24 protein-coding genes, 1 tRNA gene and 1 pseudogene are annotated in these 22,523 nt (G+C 58.5%); 8 read left to right on the plus strand and 18 right to left on the minus strand.

The annotated features are described in order from the left end of the window. Window positions 1-134 precede the first annotated feature (134 nt). From F0155_RS19375 to F0155_RS19385, 3 genes are all read right to left on the minus strand, one after another. Window positions 135-224 (minus strand) — tRNA-Ser (locus F0155_RS19375). A 190-nt stretch (window positions 225-414) separates the two neighbouring features. Further along, on the minus strand, window positions 415-861 hold the full coding sequence (locus tag F0155_RS19380; RefSeq protein ID WP_150526217.1) for an ABZJ_00895 family protein: 447 nt from the start codon (window positions 859-861) through the stop codon (window positions 415-417). A 180-nt stretch (window positions 862-1,041) separates the two neighbouring features. Further along, a complete protein-coding gene (locus tag F0155_RS19385) occupies window positions 1,042-1,311 on the minus strand; it encodes a hypothetical protein (protein WP_150526218.1) in 270 nt (89 codons plus the stop codon). Between the two features lie 427 nt (window positions 1,312-1,738). Between F0155_RS19385 and F0155_RS19390 the strand changes: the two genes are divergently transcribed. Further along, window positions 1,739-2,158: a DUF2147 domain-containing protein gene (locus F0155_RS19390; RefSeq protein ID WP_150526219.1), complete on the plus strand. Its 420-nt coding sequence runs from the start codon at window positions 1,739-1,741 to the stop codon at window positions 2,156-2,158. Window positions 2,159-2,205: 47 nt separating this feature from the next. Here F0155_RS19390 and F0155_RS19395 read toward each other — a convergent pair whose 3' ends face one another. The 6 genes from F0155_RS19395 to F0155_RS19420 form a co-directional block, all read right to left on the minus strand. Beyond that, entirely contained in the window at window positions 2,206-2,919 is a 714-nt protein-coding gene (locus F0155_RS19395) for a glutathione S-transferase N-terminal domain-containing protein (protein WP_150526220.1), read from the minus strand. A gap of 94 nt (window positions 2,920-3,013) precedes the next feature. Then, window positions 3,014-4,051 carry an agmatine deiminase family protein gene (locus F0155_RS19400; protein WP_244303550.1) on the minus strand — a complete coding sequence of 346 codons (1,038 nt, stop codon included), beginning with the start codon at window positions 4,049-4,051 and terminating at the stop codon, window positions 3,014-3,016. A 169-nt stretch (window positions 4,052-4,220) separates the two neighbouring features. Next, complete coding sequence (locus F0155_RS19405) at window positions 4,221-4,799, minus strand: hypothetical protein (protein WP_150526222.1); 579 nt, start codon at window positions 4,797-4,799, stop codon at window positions 4,221-4,223. Between the two features lie 101 nt (window positions 4,800-4,900). Beyond that, on the minus strand, window positions 4,901-6,382 hold the full coding sequence (gene gatB / locus F0155_RS19410; RefSeq protein WP_150526223.1) for an Asp-tRNA(Asn)/Glu-tRNA(Gln) amidotransferase subunit GatB: 1,482 nt from the start codon (window positions 6,380-6,382) through the stop codon (window positions 4,901-4,903). A gap of 216 nt (window positions 6,383-6,598) precedes the next feature. Further along, a complete protein-coding gene (locus F0155_RS19415) occupies window positions 6,599-6,895 on the minus strand; it encodes an EscU/YscU/HrcU family type III secretion system export apparatus switch protein (RefSeq protein ID WP_150526224.1) in 297 nt (98 codons plus the stop codon). After that, window positions 6,892-9,309: a flagellar hook-length control protein FliK gene (locus F0155_RS19420; RefSeq protein WP_150526225.1), complete on the minus strand. Its 2,418-nt coding sequence runs from the start codon at window positions 9,307-9,309 to the stop codon at window positions 6,892-6,894. Before F0155_RS19420 ends, F0155_RS19415 begins: the two co-directional genes overlap by 4 nt. 160 nt (window positions 9,310-9,469) lie before the next feature. Between F0155_RS19420 and F0155_RS19425 the strand changes: the two genes are divergently transcribed. Further along, window positions 9,470-9,739 carry a DUF6455 family protein gene (locus tag F0155_RS19425; RefSeq protein WP_150526226.1) on the plus strand — a complete coding sequence of 90 codons (270 nt, stop codon included), beginning with the start codon at window positions 9,470-9,472 and terminating at the stop codon, window positions 9,737-9,739. A 27-nt stretch (window positions 9,740-9,766) separates the two neighbouring features. On the opposite strand, the gene F0155_RS19430 is transcribed toward F0155_RS19425, so the two are convergent. The 5 genes from F0155_RS19430 to gatC form a co-directional block, all read right to left on the minus strand. Then, window positions 9,767-10,066 (minus strand): phosphatidylglycerophosphatase, encoded by a 300-nt coding sequence (locus F0155_RS19430; protein ID WP_150526227.1) that lies wholly within the window; start codon window positions 10,064-10,066, stop codon window positions 9,767-9,769. 543 nt (window positions 10,067-10,609) lie between these two features. After that, a complete protein-coding gene (locus tag F0155_RS19435) occupies window positions 10,610-11,722 on the minus strand; it encodes an NAD(P)/FAD-dependent oxidoreductase (RefSeq protein ID WP_150526228.1) in 1,113 nt (370 codons plus the stop codon). A gap of 106 nt (window positions 11,723-11,828) precedes the next feature. Continuing rightward, window positions 11,829-13,313: an Asp-tRNA(Asn)/Glu-tRNA(Gln) amidotransferase subunit GatA gene (gene gatA / locus F0155_RS19440; protein ID WP_150526229.1), complete on the minus strand. Its 1,485-nt coding sequence runs from the start codon at window positions 13,311-13,313 to the stop codon at window positions 11,829-11,831. A gap of 12 nt (window positions 13,314-13,325) precedes the next feature. Then, window positions 13,326-13,790 (minus strand): GNAT family N-acetyltransferase, encoded by a 465-nt coding sequence (locus tag F0155_RS19445; RefSeq protein ID WP_150526230.1) that lies wholly within the window; start codon window positions 13,788-13,790, stop codon window positions 13,326-13,328. Between the two features lie 12 nt (window positions 13,791-13,802). Then, window positions 13,803-14,090, minus strand: coding sequence for an Asp-tRNA(Asn)/Glu-tRNA(Gln) amidotransferase subunit GatC (gene gatC, locus F0155_RS19450; protein ID WP_150526231.1), 288 nt, complete (start codon window positions 14,088-14,090; stop codon window positions 13,803-13,805). A gap of 157 nt (window positions 14,091-14,247) precedes the next feature. On the opposite strand from gatC, the gene F0155_RS19455 reads away from it, so the two are divergent. After that, window positions 14,248-14,763, plus strand: a complete 516-nt coding sequence (locus tag F0155_RS19455) for a TetR/AcrR family transcriptional regulator (RefSeq protein ID WP_161599844.1) — start codon at window positions 14,248-14,250, stop codon at window positions 14,761-14,763. Window positions 14,764-14,855: 92 nt separating this feature from the next. After that, window positions 14,856-15,314 carry a YHS domain-containing (seleno)protein gene (locus F0155_RS19460; protein ID WP_150526233.1) on the plus strand — a complete coding sequence of 153 codons (459 nt, stop codon included), beginning with the start codon at window positions 14,856-14,858 and terminating at the stop codon, window positions 15,312-15,314. Between the two features lie 103 nt (window positions 15,315-15,417). Here the strand turns inward: F0155_RS19460 and F0155_RS19465 are convergent, their stop codons facing one another. After that, window positions 15,418-16,125, minus strand: a complete 708-nt coding sequence (locus tag F0155_RS19465) for a metal-dependent hydrolase (protein WP_150526234.1) — start codon at window positions 16,123-16,125, stop codon at window positions 15,418-15,420. A gap of 118 nt (window positions 16,126-16,243) precedes the next feature. On the opposite strand from F0155_RS19465, the gene ruvX reads away from it, so the two are divergent. Next, the gene (ruvX, locus tag F0155_RS19470; protein ID WP_150526235.1) at window positions 16,244-16,726 is read left to right on the plus strand and encodes a Holliday junction resolvase RuvX; all 483 of its coding nucleotides are present in this window, start codon (window positions 16,244-16,246) and stop codon (window positions 16,724-16,726) included. Window positions 16,727-16,749: 23 nt separating this feature from the next. Here the strand turns inward: ruvX and F0155_RS19475 are convergent, their stop codons facing one another. The 3 genes and pseudogenes from F0155_RS19475 to F0155_RS23670 form a co-directional block, all read right to left on the minus strand. Next, on the minus strand, window positions 16,750-17,457 hold the full coding sequence (locus tag F0155_RS19475) for a formylglycine-generating enzyme family protein (protein WP_150526236.1): 708 nt from the start codon (window positions 17,455-17,457) through the stop codon (window positions 16,750-16,752). Beyond that, a complete protein-coding gene (gene nirK / locus F0155_RS19480) occupies window positions 17,438-18,502 on the minus strand; it encodes a copper-containing nitrite reductase (protein WP_244303552.1) in 1,065 nt (354 codons plus the stop codon). The genes F0155_RS19475 and nirK overlap by 20 nt, the downstream gene beginning before the upstream one ends. A gap of 57 nt (window positions 18,503-18,559) precedes the next feature. Then, window positions 18,560-18,958, minus strand: a pseudogene (locus F0155_RS23670) (c-type cytochrome); the annotation flags it as partial. 273 nt (window positions 18,959-19,231) lie between these two features. Here F0155_RS23670 and F0155_RS19485 point away from each other — a divergent pair. From F0155_RS19485 to F0155_RS19495, 3 genes are all read left to right on the plus strand, one after another. Next, a complete protein-coding gene (locus tag F0155_RS19485) occupies window positions 19,232-20,161 on the plus strand; it encodes an AEC family transporter (protein WP_150526238.1) in 930 nt (309 codons plus the stop codon). 92 nt (window positions 20,162-20,253) lie between these two features. Next, a complete protein-coding gene (locus F0155_RS19490; protein WP_150526239.1) occupies window positions 20,254-21,210 on the plus strand; it encodes an aspartate carbamoyltransferase catalytic subunit in 957 nt (318 codons plus the stop codon). Window positions 21,211-21,221: 11 nt separating this feature from the next. After that, window positions 21,222-22,517: a dihydroorotase gene (locus tag F0155_RS19495; RefSeq protein WP_150526240.1), complete on the plus strand. Its 1,296-nt coding sequence runs from the start codon at window positions 21,222-21,224 to the stop codon at window positions 22,515-22,517. Window positions 22,518-22,523 lie beyond the last annotated feature (6 nt).

The following is a 22,523-nucleotide window of genomic DNA, read 5'->3' on the forward strand; positions in this document are numbered from 1 at the left end:
CCCGAAGGCGTCTGGGTATAGTATCTGGGCACGTATACATTTCCCTGTACAAACCAAAACAGGGATGGACGCAGAATTCTTCCTCTTGAATGAAATCAAGAAGTTAGTACACTCATATAGGTGACGTAAGGGAATGGCGGAGAGGAAGGGATTCGAACCCTCGAGACGGTTGCCCGTCTACTCCCTTAGCAGGGGAGCGCCTTCGACCACTCGGCCACCTCTCCGGTTCGTTTCGTTTATAAGCCGACGCCTTGAGACGCAAGCCCTTTTCAGCCCACGACCCGATTTTTCCACGTTCGCAGAAAAGATGCTTCGACCGTCTGGAACTTGCGCGGGAATGGCGTCCCTTAGATGCTGTACAGGAAACGCGGGGCTCTCGCCTTCACTTCGGACAGTTCGCCCCGACAAGGCAGATCAGCTTGCCTGTTTCTTTTCTTGCTGGGTTTGGGCGCCCTTTGCGCCTGTCACGAACAGGAACCGCTTCGCAACGAGCGATATGGCAAAAAGGAAACCAGCCCCAACAAGGAACACCGGACCATAGATCGTCCAGTCGATGTTATCGCTGTCACCCAAAAGAAGTGCGATAAAAACAGCGCCAAGAGGTAGGGAAATCGCCATTTCAACAAGCGTCATGCGCCGCGATGCAGCCCAGGCTTCCTTGACATCCGGGACTTGCTGATAATCTTCGAAATACATTTTTCCAACATGCATGGTGGCAATCAGGACCGGGATAAATTGCGTCGCTGAAGCTGGCACATCAATGCCAAAGCCGAACAGCAGAACACCCGAGATCAGTGTAATCCCGACCATTGCAGCCACATAGACCAGCGCGAACCATTTCAAGTTGACGGAGTTCGTCATTGAAAGTCTCCAAATCAATAAAAGAAAGCTGCCAGACCTAATCCGGCTTATTCAAAAAGGGGCGAACGGAACTGTCTGTTCAATCGTCCATTCGCCCGGTCTGAAAATATCCCCGACAGGTCCCTGCCCTGTCAGATCGCGCGCCCGGCCAATCCGCCGCCGGTCGGCGCGAGAGGGTCATCAATGCATCGACAGCCATTCGCGGGCAGAGCGCTGTGCTTCTGCAATTTCCTCGCGGCTCATCTCGTCAGAGATTTCCTTGCGATAACGAACAGCTTCCTTGTTGCCCTTCAGAGCTGCAATGTTGAACCACTTGTGCGCAGTCACAAGATCCGTGAAGCCGTTACGGCCACAGGCGCTGTCCAGACCCATTTGAAACAGAATGTCGGCAGACATCTGGCTTTCACCAAAGCCTGCAAGTTCATCAGAATGTACTTCATACCGAGCCATTTCGCTCTCCCTCGTTTTTCCTGCCGTTCTGGCAGCCCCAAGAAACAACTTCAGCTAAACTTACGTTGCGTCTCTTGTGAGATATATTCAGAGGCGGCGTTAAAGGGGCAGTTAAATAATGTGATTAACAGGAGGCAAATGAATACTTATCAAAGTTCTTATTTCACAATTCAGTAATGATGACTCCCGGAATTGTCGTGTTTTTTCAATTCCGTTTGACTCAAATTCCGTTTTTCCTATCAACCCTCTATTTACCACAGAATCCGAATACCGATTTTTTGCTGCAGTGTTCAGACCAAAAATGACGTTGCGACCTCCAAGAAAATCGAACTTTCCAGAAGAGGTGACCTTAGGACACGTCTTTTCTTTCGATCATTTCACGGATAGGTTCCGTTAACGGAAGCCTAATTCCGTTTGGGAGGAAACGATGAGACTTGTAAACGCCGCGACGCTGGCAGCCCTTGGATCGGCGCTGGCACTTGCAACGCCTGCAGCCGCCGGAGATGCCACGGGAACCTGGGTAAGACCCAGTGGAGCATCCCAGATCTCCATCACCAACTGCGGAGGCAATCTCTGCGGCAAGATCGTCTGGCTGAAGACACCGCGCAATGACACCCAGAACCCGGACGCCTCGAAACGGGATCGCCCGCTGGTGGGTGTTCAGATCATCCGGGGCATGCAGCCGACCGGAAAGCCCGACCAGTGGAAGGGCAAGCTCTACAATGCCGAGGATGGCAAGACCTATACCGGCTATGTGCAGCTGTCGGGCGCCAACAAGATGAAACTGGAAGGCTGCGTTCTTGGCGGCCTCATCTGCAAGGGCGAGACCTGGACACGGGTGAAGTGACCCGGCCCGTTCGGGCGGCAGGCTTTTGCCGCCCGATCACAGCAGTCTTACCGGGCGCGCTGACCGAAGAGGACACTTTGCGCGTTCTTATCCGTGTCCAGGGCAAACTTCTCGCGCTCCTGCCTGCCGAGCTTTAGACCCGCCTGAACTGCAGGCCGCGCTTCGAGCTGGTCTTTCCAGCGCTTCACATTCGCAAACTCTTCCAGGTCCATGCCCTGCCGCTCCCAGCCCTGCGCCCAGCCGATGATCGCCATGTCGGCGATGGTATATTCCCCGGCGGCCACAAAATCCCGCCCCTCAAGGCGCTTGTTCAGCACACCGTAGAGCCGGTGTGTCTCGTTGAGATAGCGGTTCATGGCGTAGTCGATCTTTTCCGGCGCGTAGATGCGGAAATGGTGGTTCTGCCCAAGCATCGGGCCAAAGCCGCCCATCTGCCACATCAGCCACTCTTCCGTTTCAACGCGCGCACGTTCCTCGCCCGGATAGAACCGGCCGAATTTGCGCCCGAGATATTGCAGGATGGCACCGGACTCAAACACGGAAATCGGTTCGCCGCCCGGCCCTTCCGGATCGACGATCGCCGGCATGCGATTGTTCGGGGCGATCTGCAGAAACTCCGGCTTGAACTGGTCACCTGCGCCAATGTTCACCAGCTTCAGCTCATAAGGAACACCGAGTTCTTCCAGCATGATGGAGATTTTCCAGCCGTTGGGCGTCGGCCAGTAATGGAGCTCAATCGGCTTTGTCTGGGACACGGACATGTCTTACCTCATCATTTCCGGAACGTTCATCGGTTCATACCGATGAATTAAGTGGCCTAATCCGCAGCTTCAAGTCGAAGCCGCGCGCCTGACATCACACCTTCGGCATTTGCTGGGTGGCACAGTGGATGCCGCCGCCGAGTTCGCCAAGTGGATCGACGTTGAGCTGCACCACCTCGCGTCCGGGATAGTGGCGCTCAAGCGCCTCCCTGGCGATAGCGTCGGTTTCCGCATCCCCGAACTGGGCCGAGATCACCGCGCCATTGCAGACATAATAGTTGGCGTAGGAGGCCACGAAGTCCGGGCTGCGAACGCGGCGCTTGTGCGGCTCGGGGATGACTTCGACGTCCAGTCCAGCTTCCACAAGGATATCATGTGTCTGCAGCGCGGCCTGATGAAACGGATCCTGTCGGCGCGGCTTGTCGGGAAGATTGATCAGCACCCGGCCCGGCCCGGTGAAGCGAGCAAGGCTGTCGATGTGGTAGTCGGTGATATCTTCGTCCCACACGCCCTCGCCCCAGATGATCTTTTGCGCGCCATAGGCGGCCAGAAGGCGTTCACTGATCTCGTCACGCGACTGGCCGGGATTGCGGTTGTCGTTCACCCAGGAACTTTCATGCGCCAGCAGGAGGCCATGGCCGTCCTGCTCCACTCCGCCCGCTTCGCCCTTGAGCCCGCTCGGCAGAACCGAAAGGCTGAGCCGCTCGGCAATTGTTTCGGCAATCCGCCCGTCCCGCACATGCACTTGCTTGTTGCCCCAGCCGTTGAACTGGAGATGGCTGACCGCGATCTCCCCGGAACCGTTGATGGCAAACAGCGGACCGGCGTCGCGGCACCACAGGTCTTCCGTAGGCACATCCCAAAGCTCGACAGTCGATGAGAGAAGCCGCCGGGCCCGCGCATGGTCTTCCTTCGCAGCCAGCAGAGCCACCGGCTCGAACTCGGAAATGGTGTTGGCAATTTCGGCGATGGTTTTCTGGGTCATTTCCAGAAAAACCGCGTCGTCATAAACCTTGCGGCTGACCGGCCATTGCATGAAGGTCCGCTCGTGCGGCGCTTCCTCGGGTGGCACATGAAAGCCGTTAGGCGATGCGGACTGACCGCGTCCGCTCATCAGAGCACTCATCCCCATCACCGCTCCTCCCAAGAGCACGTCTCGCCTGTTCATGTGATTGTCCCGAAGTCATCATCATTCGTGCACTGGCGCGGCATATCCAGTATTCCAGATCAGCCCGAACGCTGTCTGCACTCAAGCAACAAGATAGCCTTTGCACAAGCTTGTTGTTGTCATCGAACCGACGTCAGGCGGTGTCGAGCGCGGCGGCTTCCTGGCATGCCTGCATGAACTGGACGATTTCAGAAACGGGGCGATCCAGTGCCCGCTGTGGAACGGAGATTGCCGCCACCGGCGTCACAACGATCAAATACTCCTGCCACTCCAGTGCGCGAAGTGGCTCGTCTCGCCACTTGCTCTCAACTGCAGTGCCCATTCCCTTGAACGACCAGCGCGTCTCGTCGAAAACCAGTTCCGCTTGGGTGCCAATCAAGTGGCTGAAGACAGACGTCTGCAGCTTTCGCGTATTGGACCCGCTCAAAAGGCAAAACGCGGTGTACCCAATCCAAAGACCAAGCGCAAAACCGAGCCAGACTTCAGAACCCAGCTTAACCCCCCAGATGCTTTTTGCCACATATATGATCGCAACTGCGAAAAGGCCACAAACGACCCCGGCCCCGATGTAAACAAAAAGCCACTTCAAAGTTGCCTTAAGTCGGCTGCCGCCGCCGCGCAGGCTATTCAGAAACAGGACGTAGGTCTGGAGACTTTTGCTATAGGCCTTGAAGTCGTTTTCCTGAACTTCGTATTCAGTCGCCAGTCTCATAACAAGTTCCTGTAAAAGATGGCCGATCACGGGCAGCCATAAAACAGAAGAGGCCCGCACGTGCGGGCCTCCTGCTTATCACTTCGAGACACTCACCCCGATTATTCCAGACCGATTTTCTGTTTCAGAAGGTCGTTCACGGCTTGCGGGTTGGCCTTGCCCTTGGAGGCTTTCATGATCTGGCCGACGAACCAGCCGACAAGATTCGGCTTTTCGCGGGCCTGTTCGACCTTGTCCGGATTGGCGGCCATGATCTCGTCGACAATGGCTTCGATCGCGCCAAGGTCGGTCACCTGCTTCATGCCGCGCTCTTCAACGAGCTTCGCCGGGTCGCCGCCCTCGGTCCAGACAATCTCGAAGAGGTCCTTGGCGATCTTGCCGGAGATCGTGCCGGCCTTGATGAGGTCAATGATCCCACCAAGCTGATCGGCGGAAACCGGCGAGGTCTCCAGATCCTTGCCTTCCTTGTTCAGGCGGCCGAAGAGCTCGTTGATCAGCCAGTTGGCGGCCATCTTGGCATCGCGGCCCTTGGCGACTTCCTCAAAGAAGTCCGCGGACACCTTCTCGGCAACCAGAACGCCTGCATCATACTCCGTCAGACCGTAGTCCTTGACGAAACGGGCCTTCTTGTCGTCCGGCAGCTCGGGAAGATGCTGGGCCAGCTCGTCGACATAAGCCTGGCTGAATTCCAGCGGCAGCAGGTCCGGGTCCGGGAAGTAGCGATAATCATGCGCCTCTTCCTTGGAGCGCATGGAACGGGTTTCGCCCTTTACCGCGTCGAACAGACGTGTTTCCTGATTGATCTTGCCGCCATCTTCCAGGATCGCGACCTGACGGCGGGCCTCATATTCAATGGCCTGACCAACGAAGCGGATGGAGTTGACGTTCTTGATCTCGCAGCGCGTGCCAAAGCCCTCGCCCGGACGGCGAACAGAAACGTTCACGTCAGCGCGCATGGAGCCCTGATCCATGTTGCCGTCACAGGTGCCAAGATAACGCAGAATGGTGCGCAGCTTGGTCAGATAGGCCTTTGCCTCATCCGACGAGCGCAGGTCCGGCTTGGAGACGATTTCCATCAGCGCAACGCCGGACCTGTTCAGGTCCACGAAGGACATGGACGGATGCTGGTCGTGCAGCGACTTGCCCGCGTCCTGTTCAAGGTGCAGGCGTTCCACGCCGATTTCCACCTGACCTTCATCCATGTCGAGCAGGATCTTGCCCTCGCCGACGATGGGCTGCTTGAACTGGGAAATCTGGTAGCCCTGCGGCAGATCCGGGTAGAAGTAGTTCTTGCGGTCGAAAACGGACTTCAGATTGATTTCCGCTTTCAGGCCAAGACCGGTCCGGATCGCCTGACGAACACATTCCTCGTTGATCACCGGCAGCATGCCGGGCATGGCCGCGTCAACGAGCGAGACGTTGTTGTTGGGTTCCATGCCAAACTCGGTGGAGGCACCGGAAAAGAGCTTGGCTTCGGACGTGACCTGGGCATGCACTTCCATGCCAATCACGATTTCCCAGTCGCCGGTCGCGCCCTTGATGAATTTCTTCGGATCGGGTGTGCGGGCTTCGACAAGTGTCATTGCGTCTTCTGTCCTGTCATTTTGAACTTTTCGCACCGGAGCAAAAACAAAAATGTGCCTTTGCGGCGCGGTCAAATCTTCGGAAATGATGCCTAGTCGGGATTTTCGTTTGTCGCAAGGCTTTCGTGGCGCAAAGCGCGGTCTTGCACATCATCAAGGCACAAAATGCCCGCGAGTTGGTCAATTCCTCGCCTAAGGGACAGAGGCGAAGCCACCTCACTCCTTCGGCGGGTGCTGGGCCTTGCCGGTACGCATGATGAAGCCGATCAGAACGGCGACCGCCTGATACAGCTCCACCGGGATTTCCTCATCGATATCGATCTGCGACAGCGCTTCGGCCATCATCGGGTTTTCCTCGATCGGAACACCGGATTCCCGCGCGATCTCCTCGATCCGTTCAGCAATCGACCCTGTGCCTTTCGCCGTGACGGTCGGCGCACCTTCCTTGTCATAGTGAAGGGCGACGGCCAGTTTCTTGTCGGATGCGGGCTTTTTCGGGGGCTGTTTGCTCATGACGTTCTGTCCAGCTTCACGCCAAAGCGGGCTTCCGTTTTTTGCGGCAGGCCGCGCAGGAAGCGCAGTTCCTTCAGGTCCAGTCCGGCGTGGGCGAAAGTTGCCTCCATGGTTTCCCGTTCGGCAGAGATGGCGGCAAAGGTTTCGCTTCGGTCCATCCAGAGACTGACATAGGTTCCCCCGCCGCGCAGGCTGACGGCGGCCTCCAGCGGGCCGGTGGCGGTCAGGTCCAGTGCAAAGCGCAGGCGCCAACCAGGTTCGGCTGTCTCGTCGTCCTTGCCCTTGTCTGGATCGCGACCCACCTGCATCTGCAGGACGCCGGTTTCCTGCCCCAATGATATCGGCAGCTCGACCACCACATCCATGGCCCGGCCCGCCTGTTGCGGCACCCCGTCATCGGCCATGCCACGGCTGACCATCTGCGTCAGGCGAATGCGCGAAAGGGCCGCGTCCGTATCGCTCAAAAGCCTGGAGAGCTGCTGGATTTCATCGCCATCGGGCGCGTTGTTCGGCAAAGTCGGTCGTTGCCCCCTTGGCAAGGCAACAAGGCTGGGCACAGGTGGCTGGGTGAGCGGCTTATGGGGGGATGGATCAATTCCCATGCCTTTCAGGAACGAACGCAGTTGCAAGAGCAGGGACTTGATGTCCTGTCCGGTTTGCGCCGTCCCGCCGCCGGGAGGAAGCACCCCCTGCCCCTTGGCCAGAACGGCTTCGCGAAACAGCCCGGAGTTTTTGACCGCAGTCTGGATATCCTTGCCGGTTGCGCCCTCGCCAAGACGCAAGCCTAGCAGCTGTTGCACGACGGTCTGGACCGGTTCCGGCACTTTGGAAATGCCGAGTGCCGAGCGGCTGCCAAGGCTCGCCAGCTGCGCGAAAGCGCCGGAAAGGCTGGCCTGCTGCTCGGTCAATTGCGGCAGCACCGCCTTTGCCAGTCGCACGACCTCCGGCGATGGCGGCGGAGCCGAGCCTTTGGAACCGGATGGTGCTGGCGCAGTTGAGAGAGGTGTGGTCTCGTGCGATGGCGGTGCTGGTGGCGCAGTCGTTGCGCTGCCACTGCCCTGCCCGACTGCCAAAGTTGCGGAAGGTGCAGTTGAGAGCGGTGATGGTGCTTGTCCACCTGTCGGAAGACTGGCCGGTGGCGCTTGCGTTCCTGCGGGCGTTTGGATGCTGGGCGCAGTTGAAGCAACTGGTGCCTGCGGAGCAGCCGCCTGACCAGCCGGAGCGGACTGAGTGGTTTGACCGGGCAAATTTGGCACTTGTCCGGAAACGGTCTGGCCACTTCCCGCCGCCGTCGCCGTTGCCGAGGGCTGGAGACCTGCTCCCGCGGGTGTAACCGCTTGTGTCAACGGGGCCGATGTGGCGGGTGTTGCCGAACCGCCAAGCGCCGGGTTTGCCACTGTCTGTGATGTACCCTGTTGGGGAGAAGTCGGCAGACCCGCACTATTCGTGCCCGCTCGCGCAGATTGCCCTGTGCCCGGCACCGCATTTCCTCCGGTTGGCAGAGGTTGTGACGGCTGCTGGGCGCTCCCGGCTCCACCGACCGGCGGCAGAGCGCCCTGAGTTACCGATGAGGGTTGACCTCCTGGCACTCCGGCACTTGCTGATCCGGTTTGCCCTGACGCGCTGCTTCCAGTAGCTGAAGCAGCCTGGGAAGGCGTCTTTTGCGCCGTTTGGGTCGCCTGCCCCGGTTGAAACGAGGAGGAAGCGGCAGGAGCTGACGCACCTTGCTGGACTGCGCTGTTGTTTGCGGCGGAAGACGCTGTGGTTCCCTGTTGCGCGGACTGGGGCGGTTGAGCGTTTGCGCTCAAAGACCCTGTTCCGGTCTGTGCAGTTTGACCGGAGGACAAAGCACCTGATGGCAGGGCCGCGTGTCCCCCACCAAGGGGCGGGCTTGACCCGGTGGTCAGAACGGAGACGAGACTGACGGACTGGCCACTCACCTGAAGTCCACCAGCTTGCGCCGGTGGGACAGCGCCTTGCGTTGGAGGAATTGCGCCTTGTGTCTGCGACGTTGTTTGTGCCGGAGGCGGCGGACTGAGGACCGGCTTGCCGCTTCCATCGATCAGCACACTTACCGGAGTGGGGCGCAGCCCTCCCCCTGCACTGGCCGGAACCTGCCCGGCAGGCGATGACGACTGAGGAGGCGGCGCTTGAACAGGAGGCTTTGCTGGAAGCAGCCGAATCTCCGGCCTTGCCGCACTCCCCTCGACCTTGAGGGTGAGCTCGGTCCCTTCAGGCAAGGGCTGACTCACCCTGACATCAACCTGACTGCCGGCAACGGACAGGCGCAGAACATTGTTTGGCAGGACAGCCTCGACCTTTGCCGGAACCTCGGTTCCCGGCTTCACGGGAAAGGAGGACCCGGTGGCTTTTTGGGTCAGCGACGCCTGAAGCGCCTCAACGGGGACGACCATTTCAATGTTCCATGTCGTGGCCTGCCATGGGGCAGATCACCCGCCAAATTCTCACGCGGGGTCACAAAGATGCGGCAGATTGACCCTGATCAAAGAGAAGATACATCGAATAATGCAAATTCCCACCCTTGAGGCTGACGAAAGTCAGGCGGGAGGAAACATGAACTGGATGAACCGACTAAACCATCGGGCTGAGCTGATGGGGCGCATGCTTGAGACAATCGGCGTGAATACGCACGATCTCGAGGGCCACATTCCCGGTGAAGAACTGAATGCAGCCGCAGCCCGCTGTGAAGATTGTTCGCATGCCGGCGAATGCCGGACATGGCTTGAGCAGAACGCCTGTGGAAGCAGCGTGCCTATGGAAGCCTGCCCAAATCACGATCTGTTCGTGACCTGGTCAAACAAGCCGCCCAAAAGCACCTCCTGATCACAGCTCGCCAAACGGCATGGCGAGCTAGGCCGACCGCGCCCTGAAAAAGCGGTAAGCGACAAAAGCTGCAATCGCGCCGCCAACAAAGCGGAACGGGAACATTGCAAGGGCTCCCGGATCGTGCGGGATCGGATTTGGCAGCCCAACGAACATCCACGCGGTTTCCGCGATCAGGGACAGGGCCGCAGCTGCAAAAGCGGCAATCCAGATCTTTGCGCCCGCATCGGCCTTTCGCCCCAGATAAAACCCTATCAGAAGCGCAATTGGACTGAGCATTCCTGAAAAAGTCAGGAGGCTGATCCATGTGTCATTCAGCGTTGTCATGCCCCGTCTTTAGCAAGAGACTGCTGCGCAATCGAGCGGAATTTTATCCTCTCTTCACCTTAGTTTCAGAGATTTTCAACAATACAACCGATCTACAACCTTTACTTTTCATAATATGACGCATTACGATCTCACCATACGTAATGTTACGAATCCGAAGCAGCAGAAAGAGAAGTGCCTGATGAACGGATCTCAAGCAGCTCAGAATGACACCGTGACAATCGAAGAGCTGGGAACCACTGATCGACGTTTGGGCATACAGTGTTGTGATTGCAATAGATTTCGGTACATGCGGCCCCATCGATATTCCGCAGATACCAAAGTTGCGTCGATTGCAAAATCACTGAAATGCGCCCAATGCGGGTCGGAAAACGTGAATACATTTGCGGTTGAGCGCCATCCCGGCACGGGCTACTGGCCGGCAGAATGCAGCTGACACTCATTCCCTGCACACGCAAAAGGATAGGCAACCCATCCATTATCGGTTGATGTCGGGTTGCAATACGTTCACTCGGGAGTGCAAGAAGACCGCTTTCGCCTGAGTTATGCCGGGGATAAACCCAACAGGTCACGCACGTGATCACCGATGGCAAGAGCCGAGGTCAGTCCCGGCGATTCAATTCCGTAAAGAGCAACCAGACCGACATGGCCATGAACTGCTGGTCCGTCGATCCGGAAGTCGGCTGCAGGTTCTCCGGCAGCAACGATCTTCGGCCTGATGCCGGAATAGTCTGGCACCAGTGATCCGTCTGCGAGATCTGGCCAATATTGCCGGATGGCGGCGTAGAATTTGTTCCCTCGCGCCGGATCAACCTCATACGCAAAGTCAGTGACCCATTCGACGTCCGGGCCAAACCGCGCCTGATGTTGAAGGTCCAGCGTCAGATGAACACCAAGACCACCGGGTTCGGGAACCGGGTAAATCAATCGCGAAAACGGGGCCCTTCCCTCAAGCTTGAAGTAGTTTCCCTTGGCGAGATAGGCCTTGGGCGCATTCGTACCAGTAAGCTGGGCGCCAAGCGCCGGTGCCATGTGACCGGCGCTGATCACGAGTTCCCTTGCTGAAACGGAATAGTCACCTGCGTCCGGATCGCTGACATGCACCCGGTACCCGCCGCCGGGCACCGCCTCGATACGCTCAACTGACGTGTTCAGCACCACCTGCCCGCCGTTGGAGGTCAGCTCACCCTCCAGTGCCAGCATCAAACCGTGGCTGTCGACAATGCCGGTCGACGGGGACAGCAAGGCCCCGGCCACTTCAAGCGCAGGCTCCAGCGCCAGCGTTTCGTCCCGGGAAAGCAGGACAAGATCCGTCACTCCATTTGCTGACGCCTTCTCACGGATCGTCTTCAACTCACCGAGCTGCGCCTCATTGGAGGCAACGATCAGCTTTCCGATGCGCTCGTGGGAAACGCCGCGCTCGGCGCAAAAGGCATAGAGGCTCTCCTTGCCTTCGACACAAAACCGCGCCTTCAGGCTGCCCGCCGGATAATAGATCCCGGCGTGAATGACTTCCGAATTGCGGGCACTTGTCTCTGACCCGATCAGGTCGTGACGCTCCAGCACCATGACTTCGCGGCCAGAAGCCGACAGCGAACGCGCTGCGGCCAACCCAACCACTCCAGCGCCAATGACGAGGGTTTCAATGTCATGCATGAGAAGGTGCCCCAAACAGCATAAAGTCCCGGCCTTTGAGCCGGGACCTTAGACAACATCAAAAGATGGCCCCGACTCAAGGTCGAGGCAGTATCCCGTGTAGCGATCAGCCCCACCACTTCTCGGCAGTGAAGCGCCCGGCGGCGTCTTCGATAACCTGACCGACCTGGAACAATGTCGACTCGTCAAACGGCTTGCCGATCAGCTGAAGGCCGAGCGGCAGACCGTCCTTGTCGAGACCGGCAGGCACGGAAATGCCCGGAAGACCGGCCATGTTCACGGTCACTGTGAAAATGTCGTTCAGGTACATCTTTACCGGATCGGAATGGAGGTCCTGATCGTTGACACCAAAGGCCGCCGACGGAGTTGCCGGGGTCAGGATGGCATCGACACCGTTTTCCCACGCCAGATCAAAGTCGCGCTTGATCAGCGTGCGGACCTTCTGGGCCTTCAGGTAATAGGCGTCATAGTAACCCGCAGACAGCACATAGGTGCCGATGAGAATACGGCGCTTCACCTCATCACCGAAACCGGCGGCACGGGTGTTCTCGTACATGTCGACGATGTCCTTGCCGGGAACGCGCAGGCCGTAGCGAACGCCGTCATAGCGGGCAAGGTTCGAGGACGCTTCAGCCGGAGCGACGATGTAATAGGCAGGCAGCGCGTATTTGGTGTGCGGCAGCGTGATGTCGACGATTTCCGCACCTGCATCCTTCAGCCAATCAATACCCTTCTGCCAGAGCTCTTCGATTTCGCCCGGCATGCCATCCAGACGATACTCGGCCGGGATACCGATCTTCAGGCCCTTCACAGACTTGCCGATGGCATCTTCATAGTTCGGCACCGGCAGGTCGACCGAGGTCGTGTCCTTCGGGTCAACGGAGGCCATGGACTTCAGAAGGATCGCGCTGTCACGAACGGTCTGGGCAATCGGACCTGCCTGATCGAGCGAGGACGCGAAGGCAACGGTGCCCCAGCGGGAGCAGCGCCCATAGGTCGGCTTGATGCCAACGGTGCCGGTGAAAGCTGCAGGCTGACGGATAGAACCGCCGGTATCGGTCGCGGTCGCGCCCATGCACAGGCGCCCAGCAACAGCGGATGCAGATCCGCCGGAGGACCCACCTGGAACCAGATCCTGATTGGAGCCCCTCTTGCGCCACGGGTTGATCACATCCCCATAATAGGACGTCTCGTTGGAAGAGCCCATCGCGAACTCGTCCATGTTGAGCTTGCCGAGCATGACGGCACCATCGGCCCAAAGGTTCGCGGTCACGGTGGATTCGTATTTCGGCTTGAAGCCATCGAGAATGTGGCTGCAGGCCTGGGTGTGAACGCCTTCAGTCGCAAACAGATCCTTGATGCCGAGCGGAATGCCTTCCAGCGCACCGCCCTCGCCTTTTGCAAGGCGCTGGTCGGAAGCCTTGGCCATGTCGCGTGCCTTGTCCGCAGTGACAGCAACATAGGCGTTCAGTGCGCTGTTGCCCGCCTCGATGTTCTTCAGGAAGGCCTCGGTGAGTTCGACTGCGGTGAACTCCTTGTTCTTCAGCCCTTCGCGAGCTTCTGAAATCGTCTTGTTTGTCAGATCGGTCATGTGTCTTGTCTCTCAGTCGGCCGCAAGCGACCGGGAATAGAAAACGGATTCCGGATCATCCGGGTAATCGAGAATGGCGGCGCATTGTTCAAAGCCTGCTCGCTCGTAGAGGCGGCGCGCGGCGTCGTAATTCCAGCCGGTTTCCAGAACGATCCGGCTGAACCGTTCCGATGTGGCGGTCTCAAGGATGCGGTCCAGAATCTGTCTGGCGAGACCATGCCCCTGAAAAGCCGGGCGCGTGAACATGCGCTTGACCTCGCACACGCCATCTGCATGGCGATGCAAGGCGCCACAGGCTGCGGCAATTCCGTCGATGCGAGCGACAAACAAAGTCGTCCGCTCGTCCGCCATTTCTTCAACGCTCAGTTCGTGGCAGGCATGTGCAGGGGTCAGCGCACGCATCGTACAGCTGAGTTCCGCGACAAGACCGCGAACGTCGTCGTCAAGGGGACTTTCGATGGAAAATGTCGTGGCCATGAAAGCTCCCGATTACTCGACGACCTTCGGCACCATGAAGAAGTTGTCTTCGGACGCCGGAGCATTGGCGGTGATATCGTTGGCCTTGTTGCCGTCGGTGACGCCATCAACGCGCTTCTTCATGGCCTGCTCGACCACGGAGGTCAGCGGCTCAACACCCTCGATGTCCACTTCGTCAAGCTGTTCGACGAAGCCAAGAATGCCATTCAGCTCCCCGGTCATCCGGGTGGCCTCTTCCTCGGTCACCTTGATCCGGGCAAGACGCGCAACGCGCTTCACGGTGTTTGTATCAACGGACATGAATGCCTCTTTTTGATGGATGGTTGTTCGTGGGATTCTTGTCCGCAAAGCCGTAGTCAAATGCAAGCGAAAGACATTGGCTCAAGAGGGCAAAGTCGCTATTACGGTCCTTATGAGTACCGAAAGTAATCCAGCCGGCAGATCCCGAGATGCCCAGTTGACCGAGCGCATTCTCGCTATAGCCTTGGCGCGCCTCGCCCAAGGCGGACTGGACGGCCTTTCCCTTGACGATCTGGCTGCCAGCCTTGGAACCAGCAAACAGGCGCTTTATCGAAGGCACACATCCAAACAGGCACTGGCGCTTGCAAGCCTTGACTGGGCGATAGGTGCCTTCAGCCCCCCGCCCCCTGACCGCTCCAATCCCGCCCGAGACCTTTCCTTGCTGCTCAAGGCCTGCTGGTCGGAGGTCTTTTCGGCCAATCTCGGAAAAGCCCTTGTGAGAACGCGGCACGCCCCTGGATTTTCCGAAAGGGCGGCCGTCCTTGAACAAGATCTTCAGTTTCACATTCGGCAGATCCTTGTTGCCACTCCCTTCGAACAGGACATGGACCTGAAGGCTCGCCTGCTTGTTGCCCTGCTGTGGCAGGAAGCTGCAAAGCCTTCCCGGGAAGCCGGATCATTTGAAGACGTGCTCGACAAGGCCATTCTCCTCGTGCTTGGCCTCGGAAACTAACCTATCAGTGTGCAATTCTATTTTTACAATTTACCGTTGCGTCACATTCCTTCCCTACCTTTATAGGAGGTTTGTGAACTCGGGAGCTTTCCATGTCCGTCCGCACACTGTTTGCGTCACTCATTTTGATGCTTGTGACCAACACCACGTCACTTGCCGATGAAATGACCACCTTCGTGAAGGATGGTGTGGCAATCCGGGGGGCGGATGCCGTCGCCTATTTCACCGAAGGTGCCTATGTCAGCGGAACACCCGAGTTCACCACGACCTATGACGACGTGACATGGCAGTTTTCATCTGCAGAAAACCGGGACTTGTTCGCCACCAATCCGGAAAAATACGCGCCGCAATTTGGCGGTCACTGTGCGGTCGGGGCCGCACGTGGGCGAAAGGTTTCGTCGCTTCCTAACATGTGGCGCATCCTTGATGGGCGTCTGTATCTCGCCTATTCCCCGGGACTGCAGAAGGATTTCGACGCGGATCCGAAAGGCATCATCGCCAAGGCGACCGAAAACTGGGCAACCGTGAAATTCAAGAACCTGGCGATGTAGCGCGCAGCTTCTTTCAGGACGAAGAAGCCGCGTATAACCACGAAAAACCCGCCACGCTCGAATGGCGGGTTTTCCTTTTACCTGAATCACTTGAACGGGCTTGTTAAACCGTAATGCTCTCGCCCGGAGCAAGTGGTTTGACCCGGTCAGCCTGCTCGCCCATCGCAGCGATGAAACCGTCCGCATTCTGATCGAGGATCGGGAATGTGCCGTAGTGACAGGGCAAAACCGTGCCGAAATCGAAATAGCGTTTGCAGGCAAGCGCGGCCGCACGCGCACCCATCGTGAAACGATCGCCAATCGGCACGATGCCGATCTTGGGCGCATAGAGTTCGTTGACGAGAGCCATGTCTGAGAAGATATCCGTGTCGCCCATGTGATAGAGCGTCGGCTCGTTCGGAGCCTCGACGATGATGCCGTTGGGATTGCCGAGATAAATCGGCTGGCCGTTGTCGGGAATGGTCGAGGACGTGTGGTGGGCCGTCGTCAATCCAACCTTGAAAGGACCAACATCAACACAGCCCCCTGCTCCCATCGGATTGATGTTTTGAATGCCTTGCGCATTCGCCCACATGCAAATCTCGAAGTTCGCAGTCAACTGCGCTCCGGTGTTGCGCAGGATTTCAAGGCTGTCACCGACATGATCATCGTGGCCATGGGTCAGCAGCACATGGGTCGCATCCCCGGCGACCTGTTCCACGGACAGGTTTTGCGGAAAGACCGGATTGCCGCTCAGGAACGGGTCAATAAGGATTGTCGCGCCTGCAATTTCAAGCTTGTAGGCAGCATGGCCAAACCAGGTCAGTTTCATCAAATTCCTCCACGATTCCGATTTATCAGCGAAGATAGCGCACTGGCTGCACAGCACAACGGGCTTGTACCCACCAAGGAAGCTGGTGTTCGTTTGCCCTTCCTGCTAAAGCCGGGCCATGGCATCTGATCCTGCACTCACTCTTGAGGGCTTCCTTGAAGTCCTGCCCAGAAATCGCCGTTTGATCGGTCTGGACCTTGGCACCAAGACCATCGGCCTTGCGTTGTCTGATCTCGGACTTGGGATTGCGACGCCCATGGAGACAATCCGGCGCAAGAAATTCACGCTGGATGCCGAGCAGCTCCTGAAGATCTGCGGCCAGCAGGAGGTTGGCGGGCTGGTGATCGGGCTGCCGCTCAACATGGATGGTTCGGAAGGCCCCCGCGCGCAGGCAACGCGCGCCTTCTGTCGCAATCTTGCGCAGAAAACCGAATTGCCGATGACCTTCTGGGATGAACGCCTGTCGACGGCGGCGGTGACGCGAACCCTGCTTGAGGCAGATTCCAGCCGTGCCCGCCGGGCGGAAGTGGTCGACAAGATGGCTGCTGCCTACATCCTGCAGGGGTTTCTGGACCGCCTTGGACATATGGGCGCGTCCTGAACAATCGAGCCAGCTGACAGCGGTCAGGCGCCGGCTTCCAGCACCAGCCTGAACCCGACCCGCGCAGGTGGTGTCCCGCCACCGCAGCCAGCTTTTGCCGTATCCCTCGCATAGATGGACAGGAGCGCCATGTGATTACCCATGGCAATGCGCAGGCTGTCGCAATTCCCGCTCACTTCGTCCCCCATCCGGGCACACGATCCCGTCCATTCCCAAACCGTGTCACGAAGCTGCTCAATGCCAAAAAGGTTGGGTTCGGCGAGCACAGGGTTGGGTTGTGACATACGGAAATCCGCCGCCCAGCGCATTTCCGGTTCCAAGAACAGAGCTTCGCTTTCCTCCGGCACCTGATCGGCAGCCAGCAGCATCCATTCTTCATGAGTGGGCAACCTGTAGGGTCTTCCGTCCAGCGCGCTCTTCCAACGGATATAGGACTGGGCGTCCAGAACATTGATACCGTAGACCGGCCCGGCTGTGTCCGATTTCAGCGGCACGTCCGGGCATCCGCCATCATCAACACAGGCTAGCCAGTCTGATGTGGTGACCTGATGTTTTTGAACGAGCAAAGGCTGGTCATCACCGACATCAACCGCGACAAAGCCGGACGGCGGCATGTCTGCCGCCGTCCCCAGGCCAGTCAGAAGAGGACCGGCGGCATAACCGGAGGCCCCTGCAAGGAGGAAAACAAGGAAACCTCTGGCCAACACGCTGCTATTTGCGAACAGGCCCATGATATACCTGTTCCATCAGGGAGTTATCCCACTTTCCATCCACCACCACATGAGCTGCAGCACCCAGTTCAACGGCTTCGATGAGATTGTGGTTCAGATAAACATAAACACCTGGCTGCTTGAACGTGTAGAGCGCAGCACCTGCGGAGCCGCCCCGCACGAACCAGGTTTCCAGATCCTTCATCGGCGGGTTCGCGAAGGCACCTTCTTCCCAGACATAATCACCGTGACCGCCGATCAGATGCGGGCGGGTATCGCGATTGGCCTGCGAGTGAACAAACAGAACTGTCTCGCCTACATTGGCAGTCATGGCCTTTTCACCGGTCAGGGACCCAACTGCACCGTTGAAGACGACGTGGCTCGGAATAAGGCCGCGCATGACGTCGACCCATTCGCTGAAGTCTTCGCCCGCAAAGTTGTAGGACTTGAAGTTGCCGTTCTCGTCGCGCGGCACATAGTAGTCCTGCTCTACAACGTAATACAGCTTGTCATAGCTGAGCTGATTGCCCTTCTCGTCCTTCAAGCCCTCGCGCGGCAGCACCATGATCACGCCGTTCATGCCATGAGTGACGTGATACGGCGTCATGGAACCTTCCGGTGCACAGTGATAGATGAAGGTGCCAACCTTGGTCGCCTTGAAGCGCAATTGGGCCTGTTCGCCGGGAAGCAGGGTCGTGATGCCTGCGCCGCCCAGTGCGCCGGTGGCGGCGTGCAGGTCGATATTGTGCTCCATGACATTGGTCGCGGGATTCGTAAGGGTAAGATCGACGTAATCCCCCTCATGCACGACGATCATCGGTCCGGGAACCGACCCGTTGAAGGTCAGTGCAACGATTTCGGTTCCATCCGGGTCGATCTTGATCTTCTTTTCCTGAATGGTGAAGTCGATCTCCACGATCTTCGGCTTGCCCGTCGCCACCTGCTCGTGTTTCGGGGCAAATGGCGGGGCAACCAGTTCCTGTTTTACGCGCTCGTATCCGGACAGATCGACCTCGGCGGCAGAAACATCGGACACATCGCCAACCGGGGCATTGCCGTGCGTCATGCGCTCTTCGGATTTTTGCATGCTGGCTTCGTCGGCCTTGTAAAAGGTTGCCAGATAAGCGGCCACGTCCCGGCGATCCTGTTCCTTCTTCAAGCTGAAGGTCATCTTGGTCTTTGCCTTGTCGTTGCCGGTAAAGGACCGGATATAGTCCTTGGGGCTCGCCAGCCATTCAAAGACCATATCCTCGTCCCATACACCTCCGGCCTCATTGGCTGCCTTCAGGCCGTCAGCGTATTTGTATCCATCGAAGCTGCCCATCGGGCGACCGATCACACCCGTCAGATTCGGACCAACGCCATTGCGCGCCCCTTCACCGATCTGGTGACAGGCCCGGCATTTCTTGAAAATCTGCTCGCCATTCGCAGCATCTCCGGCTGCATGGGCTCCACCTGAAAAAACGGCGATGCCGATCGCAAACGCCAGAACGCCGAGATGGCGCTGTTTCATTTGGCGCATGACTGTCCCCTTCCTTGTCAATCACCTGAATAGTGACCGGTTGATCCGGCCTTCTCTCGCAGGGGAAAGGGTAAGGGGACTCGCGCATCAAACATCGTCATTTTGGCTTATGATATTTATTCAAAACACCTATTCAGCGGCACGACCTCCCGTTGCACGGCTTGACGAATGACAATTCCGGGCGCTTAGTCCGGGGCAACCGGCAGGGTTGATCTGTCGGTGTCCCTCCTTCTTCGCACGTGCCGTGCTCTTCCCGATCCTGTTGGACCTGCCATGCTGACGACCCTTGACGCCCTTCTCCCGGTCATTCTCGTGATCGCCTCCGGGTATGGTCTGGCACGCGCCGGTCTGGTGTCAGGGGATCAATGGCGCGGGATCGAGCGACTGGCCTGGTATGTGCTTTTTCCCTCGGTGCTGTTTTTAAAGACCGCCGCGATCGACTTCTCCAAACTTCCCGCTCTGGAAATGTCTGCCGCCCTCCTGGCTTCGATCTTTGCAATGGGCGCGCTGGTCCTCGCGCTGCGCCCGGTCTTTGCCAGGGTCTGGCAGATAAATGGACCGCGCTACACCTCGATCTTTCAGGGCTCGGTGCGCTGGAACGCCTTCGTGGCGCTTGCCATTGCAGAAAGCCTGATCGGGCCGCAGGGCGTTGCCCTGATCGCCGTGGCCATGGCTGTCATGATCCCGGTGTTGAATGTCATGTGCGTGTTGGTGCTCTCGCGCTATGCCAATGCTGAGCCGCCGACATTGAAGAAGACGGCAAAAGACCTGCTGTCGAACACCTTCATCATGTCGATTGCCTTGGGCCTGCTTGCCAATGTGATCAATCTGCCCATTCCCGGGGTGCTGGCTGATACGCTGGGGCTGTTTGCCAGCGCGGCGCTGCCTGTCGGTATCTTGTGCGTGGGCGCCGGACTTGATCTGGCGGCCCTTCGCCGTCCGGGTCCCGCGCTCACCAGCGGCACCTTGCTGCGGCTTATCCTGATGCCGCTGATCGGCGCCGGTTTTGCCATGCTTTTCGGCGTCACGGGCCCAGCCCTTACCGCGATCATCATTGCGCTGTCGGTACCAGCGGCAAGCAACTCCTATCTCATGGCTCGGCAAATGGGCGGCGACGCCAAGCTGATGGCCGAAATCCTCACGCTGCAGACAGTTGTGGCCATCGTCACGCTGCCACTGTTCGTGCATATCCTCGGCAGCTGAGCTGCTTTTTCGCCCAGTTAGTTGTGAAGAACAAAGCCTGGGCAAATCCCGGCTTGTGAAAATGCGCGTTAGAGCCTATAGCCTTGGCTTCGATGAGCGCGACCCCTACCCATCGAGACACGCCCTTTCCCCATCGCCATCTGCTTGGGATCGAGGGCCTTCAACCCCACGAAATACTTGGCCTTCTGGACCGGGCGGACGAAGCCGTTGAGGTGAGCCGTCAGGTTGACAAGCGGAAGACCGTGTTGAGTGGACGCACCCAGATCAACCTGTTCTTCGAGGCCTCGACGCGGACCCAGTCCTCTTTCGAGATCGCGGGCAAGCGCCTTGGGGCGGATGTCCTGAACATGGCGGTGTCCCAATCGTCGGTCAAAAAGGGGGAAACCCTGATCGATACGGCGGCAACGCTGAACGCCATGCGGCCGGATCTGCTGGTGGTGCGCCACCACGCTGCCGGTGCTGTCCATCTTCTGGCCCGCAAGGTTGACTGTTCAGTTGTCAATGCAGGCGACGGCCCTCATGAACACCCGACGCAGGCCCTGCTTGATGCGCTGACGATCCGTCGCCACAAGGGCAAGATCGCGCGGTTGACGGTCGCCATTTGCGGTGACATTGCCCACTCGCGGGTTGCCCGCTCCAACATCATCTTGCTGAATGCGCTCGGCGCTCGGGTTCGCGTCATCGCACCGTCCACGCTGCTACCCGGCGGCATTCAGAAAATGGGTGTTGAAGTCTTCAACGATATGCGTGAAGGCCTGAAAGGCTGCGACATCGTCATGATGCTGCGCCTCCAGCGTGAGCGCATGAACGGTGCCTTCATCCCCTCGGTGCGCGAATATTATCGTTATTACGGGCTGGACGCGGAAAAGCTGGCCTATGCCAACGAAGATGCTCTGGTTATGCACCCCGGCCCGATGAACCGCGGCGTGGAGATTGACCCGGCCATTGCCGATGGTCCGCAGAGCCTCATACGTGAACAGGTTGAGATGGGTGTTGCCGTGCGCATGGCCGTGCTGGAAGCGCTGGCTGCCCATCTGCCGAACAGTTGAAGGATCAGGCCGTGGCACACGACACCCCCAAACCTCTGGTCCTTTCCAATGCCAGGGTGATTGATCCGGCACGGAAACTGGACGAACCCGGCGCTGTCATCATTTCAGACGGGAAAATTCTCGCAGCTGGCAGCGATGCGGCCAATCAGGGCGCGCCGGAGGGCGTAGAAATCATCGATTGCGGCGGAGCTATTGTCGCTCCGGGCCTCATCGACATGTGCGTCTCCGTTGGCGAACCGGGGCATGAACACCGCGAAACGCTGGCCAGTGCGTCAGATGCGGCGGCAGCCGGTGGCATCACGACCATCTGCACCATGCCGGAAACCGACCCGATCATCGATGATCCGGCGCTTGTCGACTTCGTCCTGCGCCGCGCCCGTGACACGGCCTCGATCAATGTTCATCCGCTGGCGGCCCTGACCAAGGGCCTTGATGGCGTGGAAATGACCGAAATCGGCCTCTTGAAGGAAGCCGGCGCGATCGCTTTCACCAATGGCCACAAGTCTGTCCGCAACGCGCAGGTGATGCGCCGGATGATGACCTATGCCCGCGACTTTGATGCGCTGATCATCCACCACACGGAAGACCCGGATCTTGCTGGCGGCGTCATGAATGCCGGCCTGAATGCCAGCTGGAAGGGCCTGTCCGGCGTGCCGCGCGAAGCGGAAATCATCATGCTGGAGCGCGACCTTCGCCTCGTTGGCATGTCGAAGTCGAAATACCATGCCAACCTGATTTCGACGTCTGACAGCGCTGATGTAATCAGGGCGGGCAAGAAACGCGGCCTCGACATCACCGCAGGCATTTCCATCAATCATTTGACCCAGAACGAGAACGACATCGGGCCCTATCGGACCTTCTTCAAGATGTCGCCTCCCCTTCGTGATGAAGACGACAGGCAGGCGATGATTGCCGGCCTTGCAGATGGCACGATCGACGTCATCGTCTCCAACCACGACCCGCAGGACGTGGAAACCAAGCGTCACCCCTGGGCGGAAGCCGAAGACGGGGCCATTGGTCTGGAAACCTTGCTGGCCGCTGCCCTGCGGCTCTATCACGCCGAGCAGATCGACCTGGTCACCCTGCTTGCGGCGATGACCTGCAACCCGGCTGATCGTCTCGGCCTCGCCTCGGGCCGCCTGTCCGCTGGTTCCCCGGCAGACATTGTCGTCTTTGATCCAGACAAGCCCTGGGTTCTGGAGAAATCCGCCATCAAGTCCCGCTCAAAGAACTCCCCCTTCGAAGACGCCCGCTTCTCCGGCCGCGTTCTGAAAACCATCGTCGGCGGCAAGGTGGTGTTTGGGTAGGAGGTG

Source organism: Roseibium sediminis, assembly GCF_008711325.1.
Lineage (GTDB): Bacteria > Pseudomonadota > Alphaproteobacteria > Rhizobiales > Stappiaceae > Roseibium > Roseibium sediminis.